The 20,947-nt window shown below is 69.0% G+C and carries 17 protein-coding genes; 9 read left to right on the top strand and 8 right to left on the bottom strand.

Features of this window, described 5'->3' with window-relative positions:
* Positions 1-185: 185 nt before the first annotated feature.
* Positions 186-1,748: a PucR family transcriptional regulator gene (locus E3T49_RS12915; RefSeq protein WP_134425312.1), complete on the bottom strand. Its 1,563-nt coding sequence runs from the start codon at positions 1,746-1,748 to the stop codon at positions 186-188.
* 142 nt (positions 1,749-1,890) lie between these two features.
* Here E3T49_RS12915 and gabT point away from each other — a divergent pair, with 142 nt between their 5' ends.
* The 4 genes from gabT (at position 1,891) to E3T49_RS12895 (ending at position 7,619) form a co-directional block, all read left to right on the top strand.
* A complete protein-coding gene (gene gabT / locus E3T49_RS12910) occupies positions 1,891-3,252 on the top strand; it encodes a 4-aminobutyrate--2-oxoglutarate transaminase (RefSeq protein WP_134425311.1) in 1,362 nt (453 codons plus the stop codon).
* Complete coding sequence (locus E3T49_RS12905; protein WP_134425310.1) at positions 3,249-4,577, top strand: Glu/Leu/Phe/Val family dehydrogenase; 1,329 nt, start codon at positions 3,249-3,251, stop codon at positions 4,575-4,577. The genes gabT and E3T49_RS12905 overlap by 4 nt, the downstream gene beginning before the upstream one ends.
* Before the next feature lie 90 nt (positions 4,578-4,667).
* Entirely contained in the window at positions 4,668-6,128 is a 1,461-nt protein-coding gene (locus tag E3T49_RS12900) for an NAD-dependent succinate-semialdehyde dehydrogenase (RefSeq protein ID WP_420898558.1), read from the top strand.
* Between the two features lie 114 nt (positions 6,129-6,242).
* Positions 6,243-7,619 (top strand): flavin monoamine oxidase family protein, encoded by a 1,377-nt coding sequence (locus tag E3T49_RS12895; RefSeq protein WP_134425308.1) that lies wholly within the window; start codon positions 6,243-6,245, stop codon positions 7,617-7,619.
* A gap of 137 nt (positions 7,620-7,756) precedes the next feature.
* Here E3T49_RS12895 and E3T49_RS12890 read toward each other — a convergent pair whose 3' ends face one another.
* The 3 genes from E3T49_RS12890 to pepN all read right to left on the bottom strand — a co-directional run bounded on the left by E3T49_RS12890 (position 7,757) and on the right by pepN (position 12,118).
* Complete coding sequence (locus E3T49_RS12890) at positions 7,757-8,230, bottom strand: globin (protein ID WP_134425307.1); 474 nt, start codon at positions 8,228-8,230, stop codon at positions 7,757-7,759.
* Positions 8,223-9,467, bottom strand: a complete 1,245-nt coding sequence (locus tag E3T49_RS12885; RefSeq protein WP_134425306.1) for a mechanosensitive ion channel family protein — start codon at positions 9,465-9,467, stop codon at positions 8,223-8,225. Before E3T49_RS12885 ends, E3T49_RS12890 begins: the two co-directional genes overlap by 8 nt.
* Before the next feature lie 107 nt (positions 9,468-9,574).
* A complete protein-coding gene (pepN, locus tag E3T49_RS12880; RefSeq protein ID WP_134425305.1) occupies positions 9,575-12,118 on the bottom strand; it encodes an aminopeptidase N in 2,544 nt (847 codons plus the stop codon).
* 141 nt (positions 12,119-12,259) lie between these two features.
* Between pepN and E3T49_RS12875 the strand changes: the two genes are divergently transcribed.
* Positions 12,260-13,102: a GNAT family N-acetyltransferase gene (locus E3T49_RS12875; protein ID WP_134425304.1), complete on the top strand. Its 843-nt coding sequence runs from the start codon at positions 12,260-12,262 to the stop codon at positions 13,100-13,102.
* A 9-nt stretch (positions 13,103-13,111) separates the two neighbouring features.
* Positions 13,112-14,125, top strand: coding sequence for a DUF2332 domain-containing protein (locus E3T49_RS12870; protein ID WP_134425303.1), 1,014 nt, complete (start codon positions 13,112-13,114; stop codon positions 14,123-14,125).
* 32 nt (positions 14,126-14,157) lie between these two features.
* Here the strand turns inward: E3T49_RS12870 and E3T49_RS12865 are convergent, their stop codons facing one another.
* The 4 genes from E3T49_RS12865 to E3T49_RS12850 all read right to left on the bottom strand — a co-directional run bounded on the left by E3T49_RS12865 (position 14,158) and on the right by E3T49_RS12850 (position 18,627).
* Positions 14,158-14,604, bottom strand: a complete 447-nt coding sequence (locus tag E3T49_RS12865) for an SRPBCC family protein (protein WP_134425302.1) — start codon at positions 14,602-14,604, stop codon at positions 14,158-14,160.
* Between the two features lie 39 nt (positions 14,605-14,643).
* Positions 14,644-15,405: a dihydrofolate reductase family protein gene (locus E3T49_RS12860; protein ID WP_241972827.1), complete on the bottom strand. Its 762-nt coding sequence runs from the start codon at positions 15,403-15,405 to the stop codon at positions 14,644-14,646.
* 13 nt (positions 15,406-15,418) lie between these two features.
* A complete protein-coding gene (locus tag E3T49_RS12855) occupies positions 15,419-16,921 on the bottom strand; it encodes an SDR family NAD(P)-dependent oxidoreductase (protein WP_134425301.1) in 1,503 nt (500 codons plus the stop codon).
* A 113-nt stretch (positions 16,922-17,034) separates the two neighbouring features.
* Positions 17,035-18,627 carry an MFS transporter gene (locus tag E3T49_RS12850; protein ID WP_134425300.1) on the bottom strand — a complete coding sequence of 531 codons (1,593 nt, stop codon included), beginning with the start codon at positions 18,625-18,627 and terminating at the stop codon, positions 17,035-17,037.
* 185 nt (positions 18,628-18,812) lie between these two features.
* On the opposite strand from E3T49_RS12850, the gene E3T49_RS12845 reads away from it, so the two are divergent.
* From E3T49_RS12845 to E3T49_RS12835, 3 genes are read left to right on the top strand one after another with little or no spacing between them, the layout of a single operon-like run.
* Complete coding sequence (locus E3T49_RS12845) at positions 18,813-19,448, top strand: mycothiol-dependent nitroreductase Rv2466c family protein (protein WP_134425299.1); 636 nt, start codon at positions 18,813-18,815, stop codon at positions 19,446-19,448.
* A gap of 14 nt (positions 19,449-19,462) precedes the next feature.
* On the top strand, positions 19,463-19,951 hold the full coding sequence (locus tag E3T49_RS12840; RefSeq protein WP_134425298.1) for a ribose-5-phosphate isomerase: 489 nt from the start codon (positions 19,463-19,465) through the stop codon (positions 19,949-19,951).
* A gap of 2 nt (positions 19,952-19,953) precedes the next feature.
* Positions 19,954-20,937: an Fpg/Nei family DNA glycosylase gene (locus tag E3T49_RS12835; protein ID WP_134425297.1), complete on the top strand. Its 984-nt coding sequence runs from the start codon at positions 19,954-19,956 to the stop codon at positions 20,935-20,937.
* Positions 20,938-20,947 lie beyond the last annotated feature (10 nt).

Below are 20,947 nucleotides of genomic sequence, written 5' to 3'. Positions count from 1 at the left end.
GCTCCGGTGCGCCCTGTCTTCGTAACCGTCCCGACTACCCCGTCCAGAAGAGATTCGCGCTCGGGTACATTCTCCGCCCGCGGATACGCAGCAGCCGATGAGGTGGTGTGGGTGCTGATGGTTCTGAAGACGGTGGAGCGTAGCGACGTTCACGCTCGCTGCGGTAATCAGCGATCAAGGGCAACCTAGTCGGCCGCCAGCAGCGCCGCCCACAGGTCCGCTCGGGCGTGGAACGTGCCGAGGTCGCGGCCGAGCAACTGCTCCGCGTGACCGATCCGGGCGCGCACCGTGTGCCGGTGCACGGCGAGTTCCGCCGCGGCAGGGCCGAATTGCCCATTGTGTTCCAGCCATACCCGCAGGGTCGTGAGCAGCGCCGTACCGTGCGCGGCGTCGTGGTCGGAGAGCGGGCGGAGGGTGGCTCGGCCGACCTCCGAGGCATCCGTTCGGGCCAGGAATGCGAGCACCCCCTGGCGGGAGATGACCTCGAACTCGACCAGGCCGGCTGCCCCCTCACGGGCGCGTTCGAGCGCCTGGCGGGCCTGTGCCACCGCGTGCGGCAGCGTGCGATAGTCGCTCCGGTCCGAGACACCCACATGCAGGCCGAACCCCACCAGATCGTCGAGCAGCGGCCCGGCGGCCAGGTCGACGACGAGCAGGATCTGGCGGCCTTCACGGGCGAAGAACAGGTGGCCCGGGCTTTCCTCGACCCGCAGTTCGAGCAACTCGGCGAGGGCGTCGAGTCGTTCGGGCGGCGGGGCAACCACGGCGACCCGAACCGGCTCGGCCGGCAGGGCTCCCCAGAGCTCCCCGGACACGCTCTGCACGAGCGGTCGGTCGCCGCCGATCAGCGCCTGCAAGAGCCCGGACCGCAGGTGCCCGCGGGCGCGGTCCAATGTGCTGTTCTGCTCGAGGGCGAGTCCGGCGAGCGCGATGACGCTGGTCACCACCTGCTGGCTGGCCTGGTCGAGCTCCGCGCCGTCGCCGAGGGCCAGCACGCCGCGCAATTGGTCCCGTCGCCCCAGCGTCTGCAGGGTGAGGGTTTCCCCGTCCTGTTCCAACGTGGTGCCGGCCCGGTGGCCGCGGCGAAGCAACCGTCCGGCCTCCGCCTGCACCCGCGGCAGGGCGGGGGAGGCGTCGGCGCCGGAGAACACGTCGCGGGGGAAGACTCGGTCGAGCGCGCCGCCGGCATCGAAGAGGCCGACCCAGCGCCCCAGCTGCCGGGACAGCTCGCTCAGGATGTTGCTGAGGCCGTCCGGTCGCAACGCGGCGTGCGAGATGGCGCGCTGGGCTTCGAGCGCCCATGTGTTGCGGGCGTAGCGCAGTTCCGCGACGAGGTCGCCGGCCGAGCGGGCGACCGCGATGAACGGCGTGTCGTAGGGCACCTCCACCAGCGGCAGCCCTGCGGCGAGGCAGGCCTCCACGAGGGCGTCGGGTGTTCCGGCGCGCACCACCTCGGTGCCGAAGCCGAGGCAGGTTATGCCCCGGGCCGTGAGCCGGTGCACGTAGTCCCGGTAGTAGTCATCCGTCGTCGTCTCGGCGAACTGCGTGCCCGTGGTGAGGAGCACCTGGCCGGCGGAGAGGAACGGCGTGGGGTCGGCCAGGTCGGAGCTGTGCACCCATTCCACGGACTGGTCCAGCGCATGCGTGGGCAGCGCGGGCTCAGCCGTGAGCAGCCGCAACTGGAGGCCGGGCTGGGCCAGCAGACGGCGCAGGGTGGGCAGAAGCGGCGGAGCCAGGGTCGAAGCCATGGCCCGAGTGTACAAGATGGCGAAAGATGCCTGCCGTGTTGTACACCGTGTCGGATGCCGCGGGTGCCGGCCGTGCGTAGCCTTCAGGAATTGGCATCGACGCCGGCCCCCGCGCCGATGCACCGGCAGAACTGGAGCAGCCATGACCCTCGTAGACGCCCTTCCCCTCACCCCGGTCGGCGGACCGTCCCTTCCCCAGGAACGCCGCCTCGTCACCGCCATCCCCGGCCCGAAGTCCCAGGAGCTCAGCCGTCGCAAGAACGAGGCCGTCTCCGCCGGTGTGGGCGTCACGCTCCCCGCCTACATCGTCGCTGCGGGCGGCGGCGTGCTCGTCGACGTCGACGGCAACTCCCTGATCGACCTGGGCAGCGGCATCGCCGTGACCGGCATCGGCAACAGCGCCCCCGAGGTCGTCGCCGCCGTGGCCGCCCAGCTCGCCCAGTTCACGCACACCTGCTTCACCGTGACGCCCTACGACTCCTACATCGAGGTGGCCGAGATGCTCAACCGGCTCACCCCGGGCGACCACGCCAAGCGCAGCGCCCTGTTCAACTCCGGCGCCGAGGCCGTGGAGAACGCCGTCAAGATCGCTCGCCACTACACCGGCAAGCAGGCCGTCGTCGCGTTCGACCACGCCTATCACGGCCGCACCACGTTGACGATGGGCCTGACCGCGAAGAACCAGCCCTACAAGAACGGCTTCGGGCCGTTCGCCGCGGAGATCTACCGCGCCCCGATGTCCTACCCCTACCGCGACGCCGGACTCGACGGACCCGGCGCCGCCCGGCGGGCCATCTCCCAGATCGAGAAGCAGATCGGCGCCGACAACCTGGCTGCCCTGATCATCGAGCCGATCCAGGGTGAGGGCGGCTTCATCGTGCCCGCGCCCGGCTTCCTCCCCACCCTGGTGGACTGGTGCCGCGCCAACGAGGTCGTCTTCATCGCCGACGAGGTGCAGACCGGCTTCGCCCGCACCGGCGACATGTTCGCCAGCGATCACGAGGGCATCGTGCCCGACCTGATGGTCATGGCCAAGGGCATCGCCGGCGGCCTTCCGCTCTCCGCCGTCACAGGGCGTGCGGAGATCATGGACGCTCCCCAGGTCGGCGGCATCGGCGGCACCTACGGCGGCAACCCGCTCGCCTGCGCCGCGGCCCTGGCCACCATGCACAGCTATGAGACCGAGGACCTGGCGTTGCGCGCCCGTGAAATCGGCGCCATCCTGACCGGCCGGCTGAACGCCATCCGTGCCGTCGACAAGCGCGTGGGCGATGTGCGGGGGCGCGGAGCCATGATCGCCGTCGAACTGGTCGACCCCGTCACCGGAGACCCGGATGCCGCCCTCACCGGCCGTGTCGTGGCCGCCGCCCATGCCCAGGGCGTCGTGCTGCTGACGTGCGGGACCTACGGCAACGTGATCCGCTTCCTGCCGCCGCTGAGCATCCCCGACGACCTCCTGGTCGAGGGCCTGCAGGTTCTGGGCGCCGTTCTCGCCGCCGCATGAGCCTCCTCGACACGGTCCCGGCCGCGCCCGCCCTGCTCACCCGCCCCCTCGCCACCACACTGAGCCGCGCGACGGCGACCCCGCTGGCAACGCCGCTGGAGGACGCCCGGTCACAGCTGGACGCCGCCATCGGCGTGCTCGGCTACAGCTCGGGTCTGCACTCTCTGCTCGCGACCCCGCGCCGTGAACTCACGGTGGCTGTGCCGCTCCGGCGCGACGACGGCAGCACCTGCCTGTTCACCGGCTACCGGGTGCAGCACAACCTGTCCCGGGGCCCGGCGAAGGGCGGGCTGCGCTACAGCCCCCACGTCACGCTGGACGAGGTGCGGGCCCTGGCCATGTGGATGACCTGGAAGTGCGCCCTGCTCGACGTGCCCTACGGCGGCGCCAAGGGCGGTGTCACGATCGACCCGCGGCTCTTCTCGCAGGCCGAGCTGGAACGCGTCACACGCCGCTACACGAGCGAGATCCTGCCCATCATCGGCCCGGAGAAGGACATCCCGGCTCCCGATATGGGTACCGATGAGCGCACCATGGCCTGGATCATGGACACCTACTCGGTCAATGTGGGGTACACCGTGCCCGGAATCGTGACCGGCAAACCGATCAGCCTCGGCGGCTCGCACGGCCGGGCCAGCGCCACCTCGCGCGGCGTGACCCACATCGCCCTCGCGGCGCTGACGCACCGCGGCATCCGGGTGCACGGGGCCACCGCCGCCGTGCAGGGATTCGGCAAGGTCGGTCACGACGCCGCTGTGTTCCTCACCGACGCCGGCGTGCGCGTGGTGGCCGTCAGCGACCAGTACGGCGCCGTCTACAACGCCCAGGGACTCGACTTCGAGCGGCTGGGCGCGCACGTGGCGTCCACCGGTCGCGTCGTCGGATTCGACGGGGCCGAACCGCTCGACGGCGATCTGCTGCTCGAACTCGACGTGGACCTGCTCGTGCCGGCCGCCGTCGAGGGTGTGCTGCACGCCGGCAATGCCGACCGGGTCACGGCCCGCGTCATCGTCGAGGGAGCCAACGGACCCACCTCTCCCGCTGCCGACGCCGTCTTCGCCGCGAACGGACAGCTCGTCGTACCCGATATCCTCGCCAATGCCGGCGGCGTCATCGTGTCCTACTTTGAGTGGGTTCAGGGCAATCAGGCATACTGGTGGAACGCCGCGGAGGTCGAGCAGAAGCTCGCCGAGCGGATGCTGGCCGCCTGGCACCAGGTCGTCGACTACGCGGCCGCCAGGGACCTGTCTTTGCGTGCCGCGGCCACGGTGCTCGCCGTCGAACGGGTGGCGGAAGCGCACCTGCTGCGCGGCCTGTACCCCTGAACGTCACCCCCACCGCACCACCGCACCACCCGCAGGACCAACTGGAAGATCCGCACTCATCTCCCGCATCGCAACGGAAAGAGACTCATCGTGACCACTCGTGAAACCGAACTCCTCGCCCGCGTCCCGGACGGCCTCTACATCAACGGCACCTGGCAGCAGGGCGGCGGCGCGGCCATCGAGGTCACCGACCCGGCGACCGGTGCCGTGCTCAAGCGCATCGCGAACGCGGATGCCGCCGACGGCATCCGTGCGCTGGATGCGGCCGTCGAGGCTGCCGAGTCGTGGGCGGCCACCGCGCCGCGGGCACGCGCTGAGATCCTGCGCCGGGCCTTCGACCTGCTCCAGGAGCGACGCGACGACTTCGCGCTGCTGATGACGATGGAGATGGGCAAGCCCCTCGCCGAGGCCAACGGTGAGGTCACCTACGGCGGCGAGTTCCTGCGCTGGTTCAGCGAGGAGGCCGTGCGCGTCAGCGGCCGCTACGGGCAGAACCCCGAGGGCACCGGCACCATGGTGGTCTCACAGCGGCCGGTCGGGCCCTGCCTGCTGATCACGCCGTGGAACTTCCCACTCGCGATGGCCACGCGCAAGATCGCCCCCGCGCTCGCCGCCGGCTGCACGGTCGTCGTCAAGCCCGCCGAGCTCACCCCGCTGACCACGCTCTTCTTCGTGCAGCTGCTCGAGGACGCCGGGGTGCCGGCCGGCGTCGTCAACGTGATCACCACGTCGACCTCCGCCGCCGTGGCCGGGCCGATCATCGCCGACCCCCGTCTGCGCAAGCTCAGCTTCACCGGGTCGACCCAGGTGGGCCGCAAGCTCATCCAGCAGGCCGCCCAGGGCGTGCTGCGCACCTCGATGGAGCTCGGCGGCAACGCCCCGTTCGTCGTCTTCGAAGACGCCGACCTGGACAAGGCCGTCGAGGGCGCGATGCTCGCCAAGTTCCGCAACATCGGCCAGGCCTGCACCGCGGCGAACCGCTTCATCGTGCACGAGTCCGTCGCCGCCGAATTCGCCCGCCGCATCACCGAGCGAGTCGGCGCGCTGAAGATCGGCCGCGGCACCGAAACCGGCGTCACCATCGGCCCGCTCGTCAGCGAGGCTGCCGTCGCCGGCACCGACGCCCTCGTGCAGGACGCACTGGCCCACGGTGCCACCCTGCTCGCCGGCGGCAAGCGCCCCGAGGGTGCCGGGTCCTTCTACGAGCCCACCGTGCTGACGGGGGTGGCGCCGGCCAGCGCCATCCTGACCGAGGAGATCTTCGGCCCGGTCGTCGGCATCGTCACGTTCGCTGACGAGGCCGAGGCCGTGCGCCTGGCCAACTCGACCGAATACGGGCTGATCAGCTACGTCTTCACCCAGGACCTGGCCCGCGGCCAGCGGATGATCGACAAGCTCGAAACCGGAATGATGGGCCTGAACACGGGCCTGGTCTCCAACGCGGCCGCACCGTTCGGCGGTGTCAAGCAGTCCGGTCTGGGCCGCGAGGGCGGACTTGAGGGCATCCAGGAGTACCTGTCCACCAAGTACACCCTGATCCCGGCTTCCTGAGAACCGCATCACCGGTAATACCCGCGGCCGGCCGCACACTCGTGGCCGGCCGCACCACCACCCGCATCACCTGCGTCACCGCAGTTTCGTCCCCCACCCCACCAGCACAACGCAATGGAGCACTCCGTGAGCATCATCGAACGTGACATCGTCATCATCGGCGCCGGCGCAGCCGGCCTCACCGCCGCGACCGAGCTGCGGAAGGCAGGCCTGACGGTGGCCGTGCTCGAAGCGCGCGACCGTGTCGGCGGCCGGCTGCACACCGACGAGATCGACGGCGCAATGCTCGAGATCGGCGGCCAGTGGGTCTCGCCCGACCAGGATGCGCTCAAGGAGACCATCGCCGAGCTGGGCCTGGAAACCTTCGCCCGGTACCGCGAGGGCGAGAGCGTCTACATCAACGCGGAAGGGGAGCGCACCCGGTTCGAGGGAGAGATCTTCCCGGTATCGGCCGACACCGAGCGCGAGATGGTGGCCCTGATATCCACCCTCGACGAGCTCGTGGCCCAGATGGACCCCGACCGTCCCTGGGCGCACCCGCGCGCCGTGGAGCTGGACCAAATCTCCTTCCGCCGCTGGCTCGAGGAGGCGACCGATGACGAGGAAGCCCGCGACAACATCAGCTTGTTCATCGCGGGGGCCATGCTGACCAAACCGGCCCACGCTTTCTCCACTCTCCAGGCCCTGCTGATGGCGGCCAGCGCCGGCAGCTTCAGCAACCTCGTCGACGCCGACTTCATCCTGGACGAGCGGGTCGTCGGCGGGCTGCAGCGGGTGCCGATCCTGCTCGCCGAGAAGCTCGGCGATGACGTCTTCCTCAGCCAGGCCGTGCGTACCGTGCGCTGGAGCGAGGCCGGCGTCAGTGTGCTCACCGACGACCTCGAGGTGCGAGCGCGCCGCGTGATCGTGGCCGTGCCGCCCGTGCTGTACACCCGGATCTCCTTCGACCCGCCGTTGCCGCGCCGCCAGCAGATGATGCACCAGCACCTCTCGATGGGCTTCGTGATCAAGGTGCACGCCGTCTACGAGACCCCGTTCTGGCGGGAAGACGGCCTCTCCGGCACGGCCTTCAGCCCCTACGAGCTCTCCCACGAGGCGTACGACAACACGAACTTCGGCGATGCGCGCGGCACCCTGGTCGGCTTCGTCTCCGACGAGGCCGCCGACGGTGTGTTCACCATGTCGGCCGAGGAGAGGAAGCAGCGCATCCTCACCTCGCTCTCGCACTACTTCGGCGAGAAGGCCCTGACGCCCGTCGTCTACTACGAGAGCGACTGGGGTACCGAGGAATGGACGCGTGGCGCCTACGCCGCCAGCTTCGACCTCGGCGGGCTCGCCCGCTTCGGAGCAGACCTGCGCACCCCGGTGGGCCCGATCTTCTTCTCCTGCAGCGACCTCGCCGGTAAGGGCTACCAGCACGTCGACGGCGCCATCCGGATGGGACGCGAGACGGCAGCGGAGATCGTGGCCGGGCTCGACCAGCCGGAGTAGCTCGGCGGAATCCGTCACCTCTGCGTCGCGGCGCAGGTTGTGGAAGCGGGCGCACGGTAGAACGTGCGCCCGCTTCCATAGGGTGCGCCGCGGGTGAGCGGCTGGCCGCGGCGCTGGCGCATCCGCGAGCGCCGGCGCTAGTCGTCGAAGGTGTTGAGCATCGCGAACGCCGCGCGCTCGAGGTAGTCCCAGAGCTGGTCGCGCTGCAACGGCGGCAGGCCGGCCTGATCGACGGCGGCGCGCATGTGGAGGAGCCAGCGATCGCGGGCATCCGGGTTCACCTTGAACGGTTGGTGCCGCTGGCGCAGGCGCGGGTGACCGCGCTGCTCGCTGTAGGTACCCGGACCGCCCCAGTACTGCTCGAGGAACATGGTCAGACGTTCGGCTGCCGGGCCCAGGTCCGCCTCCGGGTACATCGGTTTCAGCACAGGGTCGGTGGCGACCCCGCGGTAGAACTCGTTCACGAGTCCCTCGAAGAACGGCCGACCGCCGACCTGCGCGTAGAACGTGGCGCCGAGCGCGGCCCCGTTCTCCCCGTCGCGCAGGTGGACCGCGCCGGGGGTGGCCGGTGCGGGGCCGCCGGGCAGAGGAGTGCTGGCGTCATCAGTCATCGTGGACCTCCGGATCGGGTGCCGTGTGCGTCGGGGCCTCGGTCTTGGGCGTCGGAGCCTTGGCCGGCTGCGTCCTGACAGGGACGGTCCTGGGCGTGGTTGCCTTCGGCGGGAGGGGTTTGGCGGCCTCCGGCTCCGGCACCGGCTCCGGGGGAGTCTGGGCGGTGCCCGCGGTCTTGGGCCGGCGGGGGGCGCGCGGTGCCTTGTTCTTGCGCACCGGGATGGGCGCGAGGAAGGGACCCGTTGCAGGATCCGGCATGGCAGCGGCGGCTTCCTCGGCGGCATCGGGGGTGTGCCCGGAGGTCGGGGCGGAGGAAGCGGTGACTGCGCCATCCGTGCCGGCCATGACCACGCTGTTCAGGGGGGTGAGCCCGATGCCGAGCCCGTCGAGGGCCTTCTTGAGGTGCAGGCGCAGGTCGCGGGCGAAGTCCCACTTGGCGGCCACCCGGGTCTTCACGACGAGGCGCACGACGAGGGCCTCCGCCGAGATCGACTCGAGACCCCAGATCTCCGGCTTTTCGAGGATGACCGACCGCCACTTGCGGCTGGAGGCCAGCGCCTTTGCGACGCGCAACAGCTCATTCTGCACGGCCTCGACATCAGACGAGTAGGGGATCGCAAGGTCGATGATCACGCGGGCCCAGCCCTGGGACATGTTGCCGACGCGCAGGATCTCGCCGTTGCGCACGAACCACAGGGTGCCGTCGACGTCACGAACCTGGGTGACCCGGATGCCGACGGTCTCGACGACTCCGGACGCGAAGCCGACGTCAACGACGTCGCCCACGCCGATCTGGTCCTCCACGACCATGAACAGCCCGTTCAGGATGTCCTTGACGATGTTCTGGGCGCCGAAACCGAGGCCGGCGCCGAGCGCGGCAGTGAGCAGGGCGAAGGAGCCGAGGATGTCGCTGTTGGCGGTGTTCACGATCAGCAGGATCGTGACGATCAAGAGCGTCACGTTGATGATGTTCGACAGCACCGAACCCAGCGTGCGGGTACGTTGCACCACGCGCACGGCGGCCAGTGGCGAGACGCTCAGCGCCTGCGTGTCCTCGACGTTCTGGGTCTTCTTCACGCCCGTGACGATCTGTTGCACCACGCGGTCGATCACGAAGCGCAACACCCAGCGGATCACCAGTGCGCCCACGATGATGGCCACGATGTTGATGATCTTGAGCCACAGGATGATGGAGAAGAAGTCGGTCAGTTCAAGCCAGATTGCGTCAAAGTCCATAACGAGACGAGTCTACAGAGCCGCGCCCTGTCCAAAACCTGAGGGCCCTGTCGCGCTGGTGCGACAGGGCCCTCGAACGGTGCGGGTGGGACGGATGCTGCGGGTGGCTACTCCGCGTCGCGCGCCTGTGCGGCGAGGGCGCGCTCGACCCCGGCGAGGTTCTCGATCACCAGGCGGCGCAGCGCGAGCGGCTCCGGGTTGGCGTCGAGCCAGGTGCGCGTCGCGGCGACGAGCGCCTGGTTGGCGAGCGGCGCCGGGTACAGGCCGAGCACCAGCTTCTCCGCGATCGAGAAGCTGCGCGCCTCCCAGATCGGCTGCAGCATGGCGAAGTACTGGTCGACGAACGGTTCCAGCAGCGTCGTGTCGTTGGCGCGCAGGATGCCGGCGGCCGTGACGCGCACGATGGTGTTCGGTGCGGTGTCCGCGTCGATCAGTGACGACCAGGCGGCCTGCTTGCCCTCCCGGGTGGGGATGGCGGCGCGCGCCTGGGCGGCCGACTGGGCGCCGGTCGCGGTGTTGTCCGCGGCCAGGGCGGCGTCGATCTCGGCCGCTCCGGCCTTGCCGCCGGCGACCAGGGCGATGAGCAGCTCCCAGGCCAGGTCCGTGTCGATCTCGAGGCCGTCGAGCGGCACCGAGCCGTCCAGGAGCGCGGCGACGGATGCCAGCTGGCTCTCGGTGGACGCAATGGCGGCGAAGAACTTCACGAACTGGAACTGCTCGTCGGTGCCGGCCTCGGCGTGGCGGGCGAGGGACCAGAGCGCGTCCCCGACCTCCTTGATTGTCGCCGTGCGGAATTCCTCCGCGACGTAGTACGTGGCGGCGAGCACGACCTGGCCGAGCACGGTGCGCAGCGTGGTGGACTCGGACTCCGTCGCGACATTGCCGAGCACGAGCGTGATGAAGTCGCGCGCCGAGGTCTCGGCGTCGCGGGTCGCGTCCCAGACGGCACCCCAGATGATGGCGCGGGCCAGGGGGCTCTCGATCGCGGACAGGTTTTCGAGGGCCACCTCCTGCGACGCCGGGTCGAGACGGATCTTGGCGTAGGCCAGGTCGTCGTCGTTGAGCAGAACGAGGTCGGGACGCTTCATACCGAGCAGCGACGGGACATCCGTCTGCTCGCCGTCGACGTCGATCTCGACCCGGTGCGTGCGCACCAGGGTGCCGTCAGCCAGGTCGTAGAAGCCGATGGCGAGGCGGTGCGGGCGGATGGTGGGGTAGTCGGCGGCGGCCGTCTGCAGCACCGTGAAACCGGTGATGATGCCGGTATCGTCGACGGCGATCTCCGGGCGCAGGGTGTTGACGCCCGCGGTCTCGAGCCACAGCTTGGTCCACTGGGTGAGGTCGCGGCCACTGGAGGCCTCGAGTTCGACCATCAGGTCGTTCAGCTCGGTGTTGCCCCACTGGTGCTTCTGGAAGTACGCGGCGACGCCGGTGAAGAATTCGTCGCGGCCGACCCAGGCCACCAGCTGCTTGAGAACGGAGCCGCCCTTGGCATACGTGATGCCGTCGAAGTTGACCTGCACGTCTTCGAGATCGGTGATCGTGGCGGTAATCGGGTGGGTGGAGGGCAGCTGGTCCTGCTTGTAGGCCCAGCTCTTCTCCATCACGGCGAAGGTGGTCCACGCTTCGGTCCACTCGGTGGCCTCGGCGGTGGCCATGGTCGACGCCCACTCGGCGAACGACTCGTTCAGCCACAGGTCGTTCCACCACTTCATGGTGACCAGGTCGCCGAACCACATGTGCGCCAGTTCGTGCAGCACCGTGACGACGCGGCGTTCCTTGATGGCGTCGGTGACCTTGGAACGGAACACGTAGGTTTCCGTGAAAGTGACCGCGCCGGCGTTCTCCATGGCGCCCGCGTTGAACTCCGGCACGAACATCTGGTCGTACTTGTCGAACGGGTACGGGTAGTTGAACTTGCCCTCGAAGTATTCGAAGCCCTGGCGGGTCTTCTCGAACAGGTAGTCGGCGTCGAGGTACTCGAACAGGCTCTTGCGGCAGAAGAGGCCGAGCGGGATGACGCGGCCGTCGCTGGAGGTCAACTCGCTGCGCACGACGGCGTAGGGGCCGGCGACGAGGGCCGTGATGTAGCTGGAGATGGTGTGGGTGGGGGCGAACGCCCAGGTCTTGCTCTCGTTGCCGGCATCCGTCGGTTCGGGCGTGACGGAGTTGGAGATGACTTCCCAGGCGGCGGGGGCGGTGACGGTGAAGGCGAACGTGGCCTTGAGGTCGGGCTGCTCGAACACGGCGAAGACGCGGCGGGAGTCGGGCACCTCGAACTGGCTGTAGAGGTAGACCTCGTTGTCGACCGGGTCGACGAAGCGGTGCAGGCCCTCGCCGGTGTTGGTGTACTCGGCGTCGGCGACGACGGTGAGCGTGTTCTCGGCGGCCAGGCCGTCGAGCTGAATCCGGATGCCGTCACTGACGACCGACGGGTCGAGCGCGGCTCCGTTGAGCGTCACCGAGTGCACCGTGCGGGTGATCGCGTCGATGAAGGTGGACCCCCCAGGCGTCGCGGTGAAGTGCACCGTGGTCTCGCTGCCGAACGTCTCAGGTCCGGTCGTGAGGTCGAGCGTGACCTCATAGCTCGCAACGGTGACGAGCGCGGCGCGCTCCTGGGCTTCGATCCTGGTGAGGTTCTCTCCGGGCAACGGTTTCTCCATCTCGGTTCAGCGGTGTGCGCGCATGCTGACGCTTGTGACGTGGCGCACGGATACCAAGCCTAGCCAAGGAATATGGTGCCTGCATGGGGGTAAGCGTCCGGATATGGGCTCGGAATAGGGTGAGGCACGATGATGAACCTCGACGAACTGCTTTCCGCCTACGACACCCAGCTGCGGATGCGGGTTCCGACCGACCTGCCGCCGGGCATCCACTACGACCTGCAGGGGCCGGTGCTGCGTGTCTCGGGGCGGCACCAGGGGTTCGTGGAGACGGCCCGCGACGTCGGGGTGACCGGCGCCGAGCTTGACGCGCTGATCAGGGAACAGCGCGACGTCTTCGCGGCCCGTGGCGAAGCCGTGGAGTGGAAGACCCGCAGTCACGATCTGCCGGTCGACCTTCCGGACCGCCTGTTCGCGGCCGGTTTCCTGCCCGACGAACCGGAGACGGTCGTGGTGGCCGAGACCGCACGCCTCGGCGCGGAGCCCGTGCTGCCGGCCGGCGTGACGATGCGGCAGGCCCACAGCCGATCCGATTTCGAGCGCATCGCCGCGCTGCAGACCCAGGTTTGGGATTCGGACCATTCCTGGCTGGCCGACCAGCTGGAGACAAGTGTGCGCGCGGCACCGCACGACGTGCTCGTCTTCGTCGCGGAGGCCGGCGGCGAGGTAGTCTCCTCGTGCCGTCTCGAATTCACTTCGGGAACGGACTTCGCGGGGCTCTGGGGCGGCTCGACTCTGGCCGCGTGGCGGGGCCGCGGTCTCTACCGGGCGCTGGTGGCCCACCGTGCTCGGCTCGCGCAGGAGCGCGGGGTGCGCTACCTGCAGGTGGACGCCTCCGCAGACAGCGCACCGATCCTGTTCCGGTTGGGCTTCCAGGCCTTGACCATGACGACCCCGTACATCTGGACCCCACCCGCTGCCGGTGGACAGGAATCACCTCCCCGCCCGCCCATGGAATCGCTCACGGAATAGGGTGTCGGCATGAGAGCGAGCACCGACCCGCTGGCGGCGACGTCCGACCGCTACCGCCAGTTCGCCGAGGTGGAGGCGCACGGCCTGAGCGCCTGCTACGAGGCGTGGGCGCGCGGGGTCGCGGAGGACCCGGTCACCATTGCCCGGATCGACCGCCTCCCGGCCCCGAAACGGCAGCCGAACCTGGTCTTCAGCGCGGCGCGGTTCACCGGCGCTCCGGTCTCGGGGTATGCCGCCTTCGCGGCCTGGCTGGCCGCGCACTGGGCCGCCGTCGAGGAAACCTGTCTCAGCCACTCCACCCAGACGAATGAACCTGCCCGCTGTGCTGTTCTGCTCCCGGCGCTCGCCGCGATTCCCGGACCGCTCGCGCTGATCGAGGTAGGGGCATCCGCGGGGTTGTGCCTGTACCCCGACCGGTACAGCTACCGGTATGCGGACGGCGACGGAGCCGAACGGATGCTGCATCCCGTCTCAGGGCCGAGTGCGGTCGTCCTCGACTGCACCACCACGGGACCGGTGCCCGTGCCGCCCGGCCTGCCCACCGTGGTCTGGCGGGCCGGCATCGACCTCAACCCGCTCTCCGTGCACGACGAGACCGACGTGGCCTGGCTGGACGCGCTGATCTGGCCGGAGCACGATGATCGCCGCGCGAGGCTGCGTGCAGCGGTGACCGTCGCCCGGGCGGAACCGGCCCGCATCGTGCGCGGGGACCTCAATGAGCAGATCGTGACGCTCCTCGCCCAGGCGCCCGCCGGGGCCACCGTGGTCGTGTTCCATACTGCGGTGCTCGCCTACCTCGACGAGGCGGCCACGCGCCGGTTCACGGCGACGCTCGCGCGGCTGCCCGTGCGCTGGCTGTCGAACGAGGGACGGAACGTCGTGCCCGCGGTCAGTGAACGGATGCGATCGGTCCCCGCCGCATCCACCGACTTCGTGCTGGCCCTCGACGCCGAGCCCATCGCCTACACGCAGCCGCACGGTCGGGCCCTGCACTGGCTTGCCGACGAAGACGGTCTCGGCTGACGCCCCGGCAGGGCCTGCTTTGGCGGCGCGGCTCAGCGTGCCTCGGCGAGGTCCTTGAGCGTGGCGAGAGCGACCGGCCAGAGCTCGTCGAACATCGACACGTACTCCTCCTCGGTGTCGACCGCCACCTCGACAGTGGTGACGCCGTCGGACTCGCTGAAGGAGTAGCTCTCGAGGGCGCCGGAGAACAGCGCCTCGTCACCGGTGCGTTCGACGCCCTTCATGATGTCTCCGAAATATTCGACGGTGACGAGCTCGTCCGGCCGGTTTTCGATGACGGTGCCGATCATGCCGCCGATCGCACCGTCTTCGTCGGGCCCCAGGAAACGGATCTCGCTGCCGAGATCCCAACTGCCTTCGTAGTGGGAACCCTCGTTGAACGCGCTCGCCCACTCCTGGTACGTGTCGTCGTCGAGCATCGTGGTCCAGACGGTGTGCGCGGGGGCTTCGATTCGAACGGTGTAGTGGAGTTTTTCCATGCGGGGAGTGTAGCTCCGTCTCGCGGCGACCGCGAGAGATCAGTGCTGCTCCCGAACCGCCTCCGCGCCGCCCTCCGGCATCTCGAGGTCGGCGGTCACGAAGGTCGTCGGGCGGAAAGTCAGACCGACCGCTCCGGCATTGGTCGTCACGCACTGCTCCAGTGTGAACGTCGACGGCACGGAGCCCGAGTCGAAGAGCCGCTTGCCCTGGCCGACGACGACGGGGAAGTAAATCAGCCGGTATTCGTCCACCAGGCCCGCGTCGTGCAGGGAGCGGGCCAGGAGGCAACTGCCGTGCACCTGCAACTCGCGCCCCGGCCGGGCCTTGAGCTGTGCCACCGACTCGAGGATGTCCGTGGCGACCACGGTGGAGTTGTTCCAGGTCGGGTCCGTGAGTGTGGTCGAGACCACGTACTTCGGCAGCCCGTTGAGGGCTGTCGCCACCGGGTTGTCCGGGTCGGTGACCTGCTCCCAGTACGGCTGCATGCTCAGGTACGTCGTGCGTCCGAGCAGGGTTGCGTCGGCCGCGGCGAACCAGCCGTCGACGATCCGACCGAACCCCTCGTCGGCGGGGGGACGAGCCAGCCCCCGCGCTCGAAGCCGCCGGAGGTGTCCTCGTCCAGGCCTCCCGGGCCCTGCATGACGCCATCCAGGGTGAGGAAGATGTTGACCGTGAGCTTCATTGCCGCCCTCTCCGTGCACTGAGGCAGCACGGCTGGCTGCCTTCGGGCCCAGCGTCGACCGGTGCTCGCGGGCTGTCAACCGCCGCCAACCGCCGTGAACCGTCGCCGACCGCTGCATCACCCGCGGAGCGTCACCAGGTGCCGGGCTTGTAGTCCTTCAGAAAGACGCCGCAGAGGTCTTCGCCGGCCTCGCCGCGCACGATCGGGTCGTAGACCCGGGCCGCGCCGTCGACCAGGTCGAGGGGCGCGTGGAAGCCCTCCTCGGCGAGGCGGATCTTGGTGGGGTGCGGCCGCTCATCCGTGATCCAGCCGGTGTCGACGCTGGTCATCAGGATGCCGTCGGACAGCATCTCCTTCGCGCTGGTGCGGGTGAGCATGTTCAGCGCGGCCTTGGCCATGTTCGTGTGCGGGTGGCCTGGACCCTTGTACCCGCGGCCGAACACGCCCTCCATCGCCGACACGTTCACGATGTAGGTGCGGCGGGCGTCGGATGCCGCGAGCGAGGACCGCAGACGGCTCACCAGCAGGAACGGGGCCGTGGTGTTGCAGAGCTGCACCTCCAGCATCTCCAACGGGTCGACGTCTTGCACATTCGCGGTCCAGCTGTTCTCGTCGTGCAGGTCGGGCACGAGCCCGCCGGCGTCGATCGCGGTGCCGGCGGCGAGTCGCTCGAGCGATGAGGAGCCCGGCGCGAGGGCCAAAGCGGTCAGATCGTCGGCGGTGAGCGCGCCGGTGGCGCCGGCCGCCGCGGCCAGGATCGGGTGGCTGGTGACGGATGCCGCCAGCGCGGTGGGGTGCGCGTCGCTGGTATGCCCGAACGTGACGATCTCGGGGATGATGCCCTCCGGCAGCGGCGACTGCTCCGCCTCGACCAGCATCGAGTAGGAGCCGGGGGAGCGGCGCACGGTCTGGGCGGCGTTGTTGATCAGGATGTCCAGCGGTCCGGCCGCGGCGACGGAGTCGGCCAGGCCGATCACCTGGGCCGGGTCGCGCAGGTCGATCCCGACGATGCGCAGGCGGTGCAGCCAGTCGCCCGAGTCGGGCATGGCGCTGAAGCGGCGCACCGCGTCGCGGGGGAACCGGGTGGTGATGGTGGTGTGGGCGCCGTCGCGCAGCAGGCGCAGGGCGATGTACATGCCGATCTTCGCGCGGCCGCCGGTGAGCAGGGCGCGCTTGCCGGTGAGGTCGGTGCGGGCGTCCCGCTTCTCGTGGCTCATGGCCGCGCAGGTGGGGCAGAGCTGGTGGTAGAAGGCGTCGACGAGGGTGTACTTCTGCTTGCAGATGTAGCAGGCGCGCGGCACGAGCAACTCGCCGGCCGACGCCTGCTCCGTGCCGAGGCGCAGCTGGGCGCCGACGGTCTCGTCGTCGATGCGGGTGGGGGCGCCGGTCGCGGTCGCGGCGATCACCTGACGGTCGGCATCCGCTATCGCCTGCCGCTTCTCACCGCGGCGCACCATCTTCACGGACTTGAACATCTTGGCGGTGGCCTGCCGCACGGTGACGAAGTCGGGGTCTTCGGGGTCGATCTCGCTGAGGGAGGCAAGCACGCGCAGCGCGATCGCCATCTCGGCAGGGTCGATGCCCGGGGAGGACTCGGCCACGGGAGCGGGCTCGGTCGGAGGCGTCGTGGTCATCGGACAAGTCTACGATCCTCTCCCCAACCAACTGTTGCCCGGCCGGACGACTGTTGCCGGTGTAGCGGCAACAGTCGTCCGATCGGGCAACAGTCGTGGAGCGGAGCGGGTGGCTAGACCTTCAGCGGCTCGGGCTCGGGCTCGGCCTCTGTCTCCGTCATCAGAGATGACAGGTCCATCGACGAGGTCGGCGGCTCGTACGTCTCATCGAACGGCATCTCGTCGGTGTCCAGGGTGGGGTTGTCGTCCTGGGTGGCGACGAGCTCCCGGGCCTCGAAGACCGTATCCACGCTGGGCATGGACCCGAGCAGCGGGCGCCCGGCCGACTCGCGCAGGAAGAAGATCGCGACGGCACCGATGACGGATGTCCCCATCAGGTAGTACGCCGGCATCATGTCGTTCTCGGTCGTGGCGATCAGCGCCGCGATGATGAACGGCGTGGTGCCACCGAAGATGGCCACCGAGAAGTTGTAGGCGATGCCCATTGCGCCGTAACGGCTTTCGGTCGGGAACAGCGCCGGCAGGGCCGAAGCGAGGTTGGCGACGTAGAACGTGACGGGCAGGGCGATCAGGGCCAGGCCGAGCAGTGTCGTCCAGATTTCTCCGATGTCGATCAGCAGGAAGGCGGGGATGGACAGCACGATGGCACTGGACGCACCCATCCAGAGCACGGGGCGGCGGCCGATCTTGTCCGACAGACGGCCGGCCAGGGGGATGCAGAGCGCCATGACGACGAGGATCGGGATGGTCAGCAGCGTGCCGTGCAACTCGTCGTAGCCCTTGGTGGCCGTGAGGTAGGTGGGCATGTACGAGGTGAGTGCGTAGCCGAGCGTGTTGGCCGCTGCAACGAGGAGCATCGCGACGATGATGCCCCGCCAGTGGTTCTTGAAGATGCTGAGCGGGCCGTTGGACGCGGCGGACTCGTCGGTGAACGACGGGTCGGTGGCGGCCAGTTCCTTGGCGTCCAGGGTGGCCTGGAAGGTGGGGGATTCCTCGATCTTCAGACGGAACCAGATGGCGATCAGGCCGAGCGGTCCGGCGATCAGGAACGGGATGCGCCAGCCCCAGTCCTCCATCACGGGCTGCCCGAGGGTGACCTGCAGGATGGAGACGAGCGCGGCGCCGATGGCGAAACCGAGGTAGCTGCCCATGTCGAGCAGGCTGGCGAAGAAGCCACGGTGCTTGTCAGGCGAGTGCTCGCTGACGAAGGTGGTCGCACCGGCGTACTCGCCACCGGTCGAGAAGCCCTGCACGAGCTTGGTGAAGACCAACAGGGCGGCGGCGAGCATGCCCACCTGGGCGTAGCCGGGCAGAAGGCCCACGGCAAAAGTGGATGCGGCCATCAGCATCAGGGTCATCGACAGCACCTTCTGCCGGCCGATCTTGTCCCCGAGCCAGCCGAAGAACACACCACCCAGCGGGCGGGCGATGAAGGTCGCGGCGAAGGTGCCGAGCAGGAACAGGGTCTGCACCGTCGGGTCGGATTCGGGCAGGAAGACCGGGCCCATGGTCGTGATCAGGTAGCCGAACACGCCGACGTCGTACCATTCCATCGTGTTTCCGACGATGGTTCCGCCGAGCGCTTTCTTGAGTCTCGACTGATCGACCACGTTCACGTGGGACACCTTTAATCGGCGCTGCAGAAGCGGTTTCTTGGTCTTCATCGCGGTGCCGTCGGCGCCGGAATATGAGGTAGTTCTGGGCATTGGAGCTTCTCTCGGGTAGATCACGGTGTTACGAAAATTGAGGGCCCGCTTTCGGGCATAACGAATAATTTTAGCCGAAAATAGGCAATAACCAGACATTTTGCTGGGGATACCCCCTCTGGACAGGGGTTTACCTGAGGCTCCCACCGGCACTTTCTCAGCGAGCGGAGACCTAGGCTTGCCTCATGGCTGACTCTGTGAAGTTCTGGTTCGACCCCTCCTGCCCCTGGGCCTGGATGACCTCTCGGTGGGTGGATGAGGTCTCCGCCCTGCGCGGATTCGACGTCGAGTGGAAAGTGATGAGTCTCGCCGTTCTGAACGAGGACCAGGACGTGTCCGAGGAGCACCGGGCGTTCTTCCCGCGGGCACTGAAATACACCCGACTGGTGACGGCCGCGCAGGAACTGCACGGCCAGAACACGGTCAAGGCGCTCTACGACGCCCTCGGCGTCCGCATCCACCCCGGTGGCAGCATCAACCCTGACGAGGTCATCCCGGCCGCGCTCGCCGAGGTGGGCCTGCCGGCATCCTTCGCCGACTGGGCCGACAGCGACCACTACGACGTGCAGATGCGGGCCAGCCACTTCGACGGTATGGAACGGGTCGGCCAGGATGTCGGAACCCCCGTCATCGCCGTCAACGACGTGGCGTTCTTCGGTCCGGTCATCTCGCCCGCACCGAGCGGCGACGCGGCTCTCAAGCTCTGGGACGGCGTGGTGGCCGTCGCCGGCTACGACGGCTTCTTCGAGATGAAGCGCTCGCGCACCGTCGGACCCATCTTCGCCCCGGTGACCACGGTACCGGCCGCGTCGGCCGAGTAAATAGAATCGGATGCATGCGCATCCACATCGCCACTGACCACGCCGGACTCGATTTCAGTCACCAGCTGGTCACGCACCTCACCCTGGCCGGCCACGATGTTGTGGACCACGGACCGGAGGTCTACGACGCCCTCGACGACTACCCCGCTTTCTGCATCCGGGCGGCCGAGGCCGTCGTCGCCGATCTGTCCCGGGGAGTCGACGCGCTCGGCGTCGTGTTCGGCGGCTCGGGCAATGGCGAGCAGATGGCGGCGAACAAGGTGAAGGGCGTGCGCGCCGCGCTGGTCTGGAGCCTCAGCACCGCCAAGCTCGCCCGCGAGCACAACGACGCGAACGTCATCTCGATCGGCGCCCGGCAGCACCCCATCGAGGACGCCATCGACTTCATCGACGCCTTCATCGCCGAACCGTTCCCCGGCGACGAACGACACTGCCGCCGCATCCTGCAGCTGGCGGAGTACGAAACCCACTGCACCATCAACGGCACGCGTCTCGCCGACTAACCGTGCCCGAGGGTCATTCCGTCCATCGCATCGCTCGCCAGTTCGCCCGTAACTTCGTGGGCAAACGAATTCGGTTGTCGTCACCGCAGGGCCGGTTCGTCGACGGTGCGGCGATGCTCGACGGCCACATCATGACGGATGCCCGTGCCGTCGGAAAGCAGATGTTCCTGGAGTTCGACCACGGGCTCTGGTTGCGCGTGCACCTGGGGCTCTACGGGGCCTGGGACTTCGCCGGGGACATCCACGCGAACGGCACGGACGCCGCCCTCAGGAATCGCAGGCGGCGTCCGATCGCGCGCGTGGCGGATGATCAGATGCTCGACTCGGCCGGCGAGGACTCCCTGCACAGCATCGGCGCCCCCCGCCTGACCCGGCTTCGGATGGCGGAGGGCGAGAAGGTCAGCATCGAACCCGACGGCTTCCCGCCCGAACCCATCGGCCAGGTACGGGTGCGCCTGCTGGCGGATGACGTCGTGGCGGACCTGCGCGGGCCCACGGCCTGCGTGGTGCTCGACCCTCAGGAGGTGCAGGTGGCGATGGACCGCCTCGGCCCTGACCCCCTGCTCGATGACGGCCCCGCCGCCGAGGACCGCTTCGTCACGGTGGTGCGGAAGAAGCCCACCCCGATCGGTCGCCTGCTGATGGACCAGTTGGTGGTCAGCGGCATCGGCAACGTCTACCGGGCGGAGCTTTTGTTCCGGGCGGGGCTGAATCCTCACGCGCCGGGCAAGTCGCTCAGCGACGAGCAGGCCCGGGCCCTCTGGCGTGACTGGGCGCACCTGCTGAAGATCGGCGTGACGACCGGGCAGATGCTGACCATGGACGGCCTCGGCGACGCCGCCTATGGGCGCGCCCTGCGCAGACGGGCCGACCGGCACTGGGTCTACAAGCGCGAGGGACTGCCCTGCCGGGTCTGCGGCACCCACATCGCCCTCGAGGAGATGGCCGCCCGCAAGCTGTACTGGTGCCCCACGTGCCAGGCCTGACCTGCTCCAC

It is taken from the genome of Cryobacterium cryoconiti, from assembly GCF_004403065.1.
Classification (GTDB): domain Bacteria; phylum Actinomycetota; class Actinomycetes; order Actinomycetales; family Microbacteriaceae; genus Cryobacterium; species Cryobacterium cryoconiti.
This window is presented reverse-complemented; position numbering and strand designations above follow the sequence as displayed.